The organism is Mycobacterium sp. (assembly GCF_035653355.1).
Classification (GTDB): domain Bacteria; phylum Actinomycetota; class Actinomycetes; order Mycobacteriales; family Mycobacteriaceae; genus Mycobacterium.
In genome coordinates, this window is sequence record NZ_DASRBZ010000208.1 from 1 (window position 1) to 7,576 (window position 7,576).

A 7,576-nucleotide genomic window follows, 5' to 3' on the forward strand; every position below is an offset into this window, starting at 1 on the left:
CATCAAAGAGATCTCACGCGACACCGACCTGTGGTCCACCAACGAAAACGGCGTCGTCATGCGGTTCCCCGAAGGCATGACCGCTGAGCAGCTCGAACTAACCAAGGCGTTATTGATCAATCACGATCCACCCGAGCACACCCGGCTGCGCAAGCTGGTCTCCCGGCTCTTCACGCCGCGGTCGGTGGCCGGACTCGAGGAAAAACTGGCCCACGCCGCCCATGACATCGTGCGCGCCGCAGCCGAGAAGGAAACCGGCAACTTCGTCGACGACATCGCGATGAAACTGCCGCTGCTGGCGATCGCCGACCTGATCGGGGTTCCGGAAGCCGACCGCGAAAAGCTGTTCGCCTGGACCAATTCCGTCATGAACACCGACGACCCCGACTTCGACAGCGATCCGACGACCGCTAACGCGGAGCTGATGGGCTACGCCTACAACATGGCCGAGGAGCGTCGCCGCTGCCCGGCCGACGACATCGTGACCAGGCTGGTCCAGGCGGACGTCGACGGCGAATCGCTGGGTGACACCGAATTCGCGTTCTTCGTCATCTTGCTGGCCGTCGCCGGGAACGAGACAACCCGCAATGCCATGACGCACGGCATCAACGCATTTTCCGACTATCCCGAGCAGTGGGAGCTCTACAAGCGAGAACGACCCGATACTGCCGTCGACGAGATCGTCCGCTGGGCAACGCCGGTGCATTGTTTCCAACGCGCCGCCCGAAAGGACGTCGAGGTCGGGGGCATCACGATCCGCGAGGGCCAGCGAGCCGGATTGTTCTACAGCTCAGCCAACTTCGACGAAGAGGTTTTCGAGAACCCCTTCGAATTCAACGTGCTGCGCGATCCCAACCCGCACCTGGGATTCGGCGGAAACGGCGCCCACTTCTGCATCGGCGCCAACCTGGCGCGCATGGAGATCAAGCTGATCTTCAACGAGATCGCCGACCAATTGCCTAACATCACCAAACTGGCAGAGCCGACGCGGCTTCGATCCGGGTGGATCAACGGCATCAAGGACCTGCAGGTCGCCTACCACGGGTAGCCGCACCATAGGATTCCGGCGTGCGTACCCACGGGTGGGCGGGCGCAGCGCCAGCCACTGACGACGAGGCCGTTTCCCGGATCCTGGCCGCCGCCAGTAACGCCATCGATAGCCGCGGCGCCGACTTCAGCATCGCCGACGTGGCGCGTGCGCTGGGCGTCACCCGGCAGACGGTCTACCGGTACTTCCCCAGCACCGACGCCCTACTACAGGCGGCGGCAACCCATGCGGCGACGGGCTTTCTCGACCGGTTGGCTGCCCACTTGTCGGGGATCACCGATCCTGTGGAAGCGGTCACCGAAGCCATCGCCACCACCCTGGAGTGGTTGCCCGCCGACAAACACATCAGTCTGCTGCTGGCGCCAGACCGCGGTAACGCATACACCTCGGAGGTCACCTCCGACGTCGCCCTGCAATTCGCCAATTCGATGTTGCGCCGGTTCGACATCGACTGGTCTGCAGTGGGTTTGACCGACGCCGACCTGGCCGATCTGACCGAGCACTTGCTGCGCATCATCCAGTCGTTCGTCATCGATCCCGGCCGGCCGCCCCGCCGCGGCAAGAACTTGCGCGACTACCTGCGTCGTTGGGTCGGCACAGCAGTGACCGACGGTCGGCGTTAATCCAGCGACTTGCCGGTGTGCATCTTCAACGCGGCGTCGACGTTGGCCTTCTTGTCTTCTCCGGCACCCTTTGCCGCCGCCTTCTTGCGTTTTGACACCACAGCGTCGACGGCACCGTTGAGCGCTGACCCCAGCGGGAACCCTAGATACTGGGTGAGGAAGACGGCCATCTCCTTCAGTTCAGTCTCGGTGAGTTCGCCGTTGAGTAGCGCCGCGTTGATTTGGATCTCGGCCAGGTCGCGATTTCCGATCGCGGTCACCGCCGTCAGCGTCATGATGCGCTTATCCCGCATCGACAGCTCCGGCCGGGTCCAAATGGTGCCGAACAGGTGATCAACAGTCAGGTCGAAGTATGCGTCGCCCTCGACGTTGGGCATCTCCCAGCCATAGACCTCGTTCATCTTCGCCAGGCCCTTGCGGCGCAACTCGTCCATGGTTTCTCCTATTCGTTCGAGTGCGGCAGCCCAAGCCCGTCCGCGAATCGCTGCAACGCGACTTTGGCCAGTGGCAGCTCCACCGACAGCGCCTCACCCAGCCCCAGCGCCAGGCTCAGATCCTTCTCCCCGAGCCCGCGGGTGTGCAGGAACGGCTCATACAAGAAGTGGTCGGGCTCAAGGGGTTTCATGTCGTCTCTTACCATGATCGCCCCCGGGCCGCCGGTGAGCGCATCGGTGTGGCGGACTACCCGACCAAGCGCTTGCAGGTCCAGGCCGGCGGCCTCGGCCAGTTTCATGGCCTCGCATGCCGCGGCGTACGAGGTGAACGTCAACATGTTGCGCGCCAACTTCATCCGCGTACCGGCACCCGGTCCGCCGGCGTGGATGACCAGTGATGCCCACTGCTTGAACGCCGGCTTGATCCGCTCGTAGACTTCCCGCTCGGCGCCCACCATGGTGGCCAATTCACCCTTTCCGGCGGCGCCACCGCCGCCGCTGACAGGCGCGTCGGCGATGTGGATGCCTTGCGGTTCCAGCTCGTTGGCCAATTCGACCGCTGTAGTGTCGCTGATCGTGGAGTGGATCGCAATGACGGTGCCAGGCTTGGCCCGCTGTGCCAGCTCACCGACTACCTCGCGCACCTGGGCATCGTCCAGCACTGTGACGCTGATGATATCGGCGTCGGCAACGTCGGCGACGCTGTCAGCCAGCATGGCACCGGCTTCGGCCAGCGGCGTCATGGCTTCGGTGCGGATGTCGAAAACCGTTAGCCCACCGGGCCACTCGACCAGGCGCCGGGCCATCGGCGCACCCATGTTGCCCAGCCCGATATAGCCGAGCTTTAAATCCTGGCTCATGACCGGATGATCTGTCCGCCGTCGACGTTGAAGATCTGGCCGGTGATCCAGGACGCCTGGTCGGACAACAGGAAAAGGCACATGCCGACCAGATCCTCGGGTGTGCCCATGCGCGAGAGCGGGATCTGCTTGACCATGTCCTGGACGATCTCGCCGGGCGTGACGGTCTTGGTGGCCTCGGTATCGATCGGGCCCGGCGCAATCGCGTTGATGCGGATGTTCATACCGCCGAGCTCGCGGGACAACTGCTGGGTCAGCCCGTTGATGCCGACCTTGGCCAGGCCGTAGAAATTCGAATACAGCCACGCCGCGGTCGAGGATTGGTTGACGATCGCGCCGCCGCCGCGTTTGGCCATCTTCTTGTACACCGCACGGGTGCAGACCAACGCGCCGTCGAGGTTGACGCTCATAAACTTCTTGTAGTAGTCCCACGGCACAGTCAGCAGCAGGTCGAGTTTCATGCCGCCGTAGATGGCGGCGTTGTTGACCAGATAGTCGATGCCGCCGAACTCCGCCACCGTGGCGTCGGCCATGGCCTTGGCCGAATCCGGATCCGAGACGTCGACCGGCACATGGATCGCCTTGCCGCCGTCGGCGACGATCTGCTTGGCCGCAGCCTGGGCGGCGTCGGCGTTGATGTCGGCGACCACCACCGCGGCCCCTTCGCGGGCCAGCGCTTGGGCGTATGCCTGGCCGATGCCCTGCGCCGCGCCGGTGACGATGGCCACCTTGTTGTCGAATCGCATTGTCTTCCTCTCCGGCCGAGCGGCCACTTATTGCACGCTTCTCGCGAAAAACCGTGTGATAAGTGGCCACTCGGCGCTCGTCATTGCACCCCTGTCGCGACGAGTTTGGTCTCGAGGTACTCCTCGAAACCGGCCAACCCCATCTCGCGTCCGATACCGGATTGCTTGTAGCCGCCGAACGGCGCATCGGCGGAGTACCACACGCCGCCGTTGACGTTGACCGTGCCGACCCGCAGCCGCGCCGCCACGTTGGCCGCCCGTTCCGGATCGGCGCTGTAGACAGTCCCGGACAAGCCGTACGGCGAGTCGTTAGCGATGCGCACCGCGTCGTCGTCGCCGTCATGGGCGATCACCGTGAGCACCGGACCGAAGATTTCCTCGCGGGCGGGCCGGGCGTCGTTGGTGAGCCCGACGATCACGGTCGGCTCGATGAAGAAGCCGCTCGACTTGTCTGCCGGCCGGCCACCGCCGCAGGCGAACGAACCGCCCTCTGCGACAGCCAGATCCAGATATCCCTGCACTCGGTCACGCTGCCGAGCCGAGATCAGCGGCCCGCACACCGTGCCGGGATCGTTGGGGTCGCCGGGTTTGATCGAGCCCATGGTGGCGGCCGCAATTCCCACCGCCTGGTCGTAGCGGACCCGCGGCACCACCAGCCGGGTAGTGATAGCGCAGCCCTGGCCGGCGTGCATGGAGGCCGCGAACGCCGACACCGAACATGCACTGGCCATGTCGGCGTCGTCGAGCACCACGAACGCCGACTTACCGCCCAGTTCCAAAAACACTTTCTTGATGTTGGCAGCGGCGTCCGTCATCACACTTCGGCCGGTGGCGGTCGATCCGGTGAACGAAATCATATCCACCCGTGGGTCTTTGGCCAGTTGTGCGCCCAAGCTGTGATCGCTCGAGGTGACGATGTTGACGACGCCGGGTGGAAAGTCAGTGTGCTCGGCGATGAGCTCGGCGAGCGCGCCGGCACACCACGGTGTGTCGGGCGCCGGTTTGAGGACGACGGTGTTTCCCGCTGCCAGCGCCGGCCCGAGCTTGGCCAGGTTGATCTGGTGCGGGAAGTTCCATGGGGTGATCGCCCCGACCACGCCGACGGCTTCCCGTGCGATGGTGCGCCGGGTCGGGATGCCCATCGGCGCCGCTTCACCGAGATCCTGGTTCCACTGGTATGCCTCGGCGGTGTCCGCGGAGAACGACAGGTCGTTGACTGGTCCCTCGAGCTGGGCGCTGGCGGTGAGCATCCGCGGCGCGCCGACCTCGGCGATGGTGATTTCGCGTAGTTCTTCGATGTGCTCGCGCAGTGCGTCGCGCAGCTGGCGCACGCATCGCACCCGCAATTCGGTGTTGCGGGACCAGTCGGTTTCGTCGAAGGCCCGCCGCGCCGCCTCGATTGCGCGGCTCATGTCCTCGGCGCTGCCGTCGGCCGCGCCGCCGAGCGCTTCCTCGGTCGCCGGATTGATGGTCGGGAAGGTTCCGGCGCTGCCGGCCGAGAGTTTGCCGTCGATGAGTAGGGCACTTACCCCGTCTGCCAGTAACGCCATCGCACGCTCCCGCCTCGCCACAATAATGGACAGTTGTCCGAAATAGTCCAGTCGAACCATAGCTGCCGGGTCGGCGCTGGTGCAAGGTCCGACGTCAAACACGTCGGCCGCTGCCTAGTTATCAAGGGTTTATCCGATGCCACTTGCTTCGCTGCGCACCTATCGGATAGCTTGGACAGGTGTCCAGCGATGCAGTGGTCGCGATCACTTCCCAGCCGGATGGCCATCCCGGGGAGGCGCCGCGCAACCGCCGCCAAGAGGAGACCTTCCGCAAGGTGCTGGCCGCCGGCATCGAAACGTTGCGGGAGAAGTCCTACGCGGATCTGACGGTGCGCGCGGTGGCCGCTCGGGCCAAAGTGGCTCCGGCGACCGCCTACACCTATTTCTCGTCGAAGAACCATCTGATCGCCGAGGTGTATCTGGACTTGGTGCGCCAGGTGCCCTACTTCACCGACGTCAACGAGCCGATGCCGGTCCGGGTGGACAAGGCGTTGCGGCACTTGGCGTTGGTAGTCGCCGACGAACCGGAAGTCGCCGCCGCATGCACGACGGCGCTGCTGGGAGGCGGCGCTGATCCGGCGGTGCGCAAGGTGCGCGACCGGATCGGCGGAGAGATTCATCGCCGGATCACCTCTGCCATCGGACCCGACGCCGACCCGCGGACCGTGGCGGCGCTCGAGATGACGTTTTTCGGCGCGCTGGTTCAGGCCGGCAGCGGCGCCTTCACCTACCACCAGATCGCAGACCGGCTCGCCTACGTGGTCGGCATGATCCTGCCCGGGCAATCCAATGGAGAAGATCGATGACCGTACAGGTGGGCGATCGCCCCGACGAACTGGTGCTCGACCCCTACGATTACCACTTCCACGAGGATCCGTACCCGTACTACCGGCGGCTGCGGGACGAGGCTCCGCTGTACCGCAATGACGAGCTGAAGTTCTGGGCGTTGTCGCGTCATCACGATGTGCTGCAAGGGTTCCGCAACAGCACCGCGCTGTCGAACGCGTACGGCGTTTCGCTGGATCCGGTTTCTCGTAGTGCCGATGCGCACAAGGTGATGTCGTTCCTGGCCATGGACGACCCCGGGCATCTTCGGCTGCGCACCTTGGTGTCGAAAGGCTTCACCCCGCGGCGGATCCGCGAACTGGAGCCACGGGTACGCGAACTTGCCAAGACCCATCTCGACGCTGCCCTGCAATCCGAAAGTTTCGATTTCATCGCCGAATTCGCCGGCAAGCTGCCAATGGACGTGATCTCGGAGCTGATGGGCGTGCCCGAGCCCGACCGGCCCCGGATCCGTGCGTTGGCCGACGGGGTGCTGCACCGCGAGGAGGGCCTGGCTGACGTTCCGCAAAGCGCGGTGCAGGCGTCGATCGATTTGATGACCTACTACACCGAGCTGATCGCCGACTTCAAGAAAACTCCATCCGACAACTTGACTTCGGCGCTGCTGGAGGCCGAGATCGACGGCGACCGGCTCACCGACGAGGAGATACTGGCGTTCCTGTTCCTGATGGTGATTGCCGGCAATGAGACCACCACCAAGCTGCTCGGCAACGCCGTCTATTGGGCAGCACGCAACCCCGACCAGTTGGCGCAGTTATTCGCCGACCACACCAAAATTCCGCTGTGGGTGGAAGAGACACTCCGCTACGACACCTCCAGCCAAATCCTGGCCCGCACTGTGGCGCACGACCTCACGATGTACGGCACCACCGTCCCCGAAGGGGACGTGCTGTTGTTGTTGCCAGGCTCGGCCAACCGCGACGACCGGGTTTTCCCCGACCCCGACGACTACCGCATCGAGCGCGAAATCGGTTCCAAGCTCGTCAGTTTCGGCAGCGGCGCGCATTTCTGCCTGGGAGCGCATTTGGCCCGGATGGAGGGCCGGGTGGCGCTGGAAGAACTACTGAACCGCATCCGCGGCTATGCGATCGACGAAAACAACGCCGTGCGGGTGCATTCCAGCAACGTACGCGGCTTCGCCTATCTGCCGATCAGCGTGGAGGTCGCCTAAATGCCGCGCTTCGAACCGCATCCGCAGCGGCGCCCCGCCATCGTGGCCGGTGCTTCGTCGGGCATCGGGGCAGCCACCGCGGTGGAACTTGCGGCTCGCGGCTTCCCGGTCGCGCTGGGAGCCCGTCGGGTCGAGAAATGCGAGCAGATCGTCGACCAGATCCAAAAGCAAGGTGGCGAAGCGGTCGCACTCCACCTCGACGTCACCGACCCTGAGTCGGTCAAGGGCTTCGTGCACCGCGCCACCGAACAACTCGGCGAGATCGAGCTACTCGTCGCCGGCGCCGGAGACACCTATT

At 64.6% G+C, this 7,576-nt stretch carries 9 protein-coding genes; 5 read left to right on the forward strand and 4 right to left on the reverse strand.

Annotated features, from left to right (window positions below; genetic code table 11):
- On the forward strand, positions 1-1,048 hold a 1,048-nt coding region (locus tag VFA16_RS07060), incomplete at its 5' end, for a cytochrome P450 (protein ID WP_324967125.1).
- A 20-nt stretch (positions 1,049-1,068) separates the two neighbouring features.
- On the forward strand, positions 1,069-1,671 hold the full coding sequence (locus VFA16_RS07065) for a TetR/AcrR family transcriptional regulator (protein ID WP_324967126.1): 603 nt from the start codon (positions 1,069-1,071) through the stop codon (positions 1,669-1,671).
- On the opposite strand, the gene VFA16_RS07070 is transcribed toward VFA16_RS07065, so the two are convergent.
- From VFA16_RS07070 to VFA16_RS07085, 4 genes are all read right to left on the reverse strand, one after another.
- Complete coding sequence (locus VFA16_RS07070; RefSeq protein ID WP_324967127.1) at positions 1,668-2,105, reverse strand: carboxymuconolactone decarboxylase family protein; 438 nt, start codon at positions 2,103-2,105, stop codon at positions 1,668-1,670. The genes VFA16_RS07065 and VFA16_RS07070 overlap by 4 nt on opposite strands.
- An 8-nt stretch (positions 2,106-2,113) precedes the next feature.
- Positions 2,114-2,965, reverse strand: a complete 852-nt coding sequence (locus VFA16_RS07075) for an NAD(P)-dependent oxidoreductase (RefSeq protein ID WP_324967128.1) — start codon at positions 2,963-2,965, stop codon at positions 2,114-2,116.
- On the reverse strand, positions 2,962-3,711 hold the full coding sequence (locus tag VFA16_RS07080; protein ID WP_324967129.1) for an SDR family oxidoreductase: 750 nt from the start codon (positions 3,709-3,711) through the stop codon (positions 2,962-2,964). The genes VFA16_RS07075 and VFA16_RS07080 overlap by 4 nt, the downstream gene beginning before the upstream one ends.
- An 80-nt stretch (positions 3,712-3,791) precedes the next feature.
- Positions 3,792-5,261, reverse strand: coding sequence for an aldehyde dehydrogenase (locus VFA16_RS07085; RefSeq protein WP_324967130.1), 1,470 nt, complete (start codon positions 5,259-5,261; stop codon positions 3,792-3,794).
- A 179-nt stretch (positions 5,262-5,440) separates the two neighbouring features.
- Between VFA16_RS07085 and VFA16_RS07090 the strand changes: the two genes are divergently transcribed.
- The 3 genes from VFA16_RS07090 to VFA16_RS07100 form a co-directional block, all read left to right on the forward strand.
- Complete coding sequence (locus tag VFA16_RS07090) at positions 5,441-6,067, forward strand: TetR family transcriptional regulator (protein ID WP_414687658.1); 627 nt, start codon at positions 5,441-5,443, stop codon at positions 6,065-6,067.
- On the forward strand, positions 6,064-7,278 hold the full coding sequence (locus VFA16_RS07095; RefSeq protein ID WP_324967131.1) for a cytochrome P450: 1,215 nt from the start codon (positions 6,064-6,066) through the stop codon (positions 7,276-7,278). Before VFA16_RS07090 ends, VFA16_RS07095 begins: the two co-directional genes overlap by 4 nt.
- Positions 7,279-7,576 (forward strand): SDR family NAD(P)-dependent oxidoreductase (locus tag VFA16_RS07100; protein WP_324967132.1); only part of this gene is annotated, 298 nt, incomplete at its 3' end.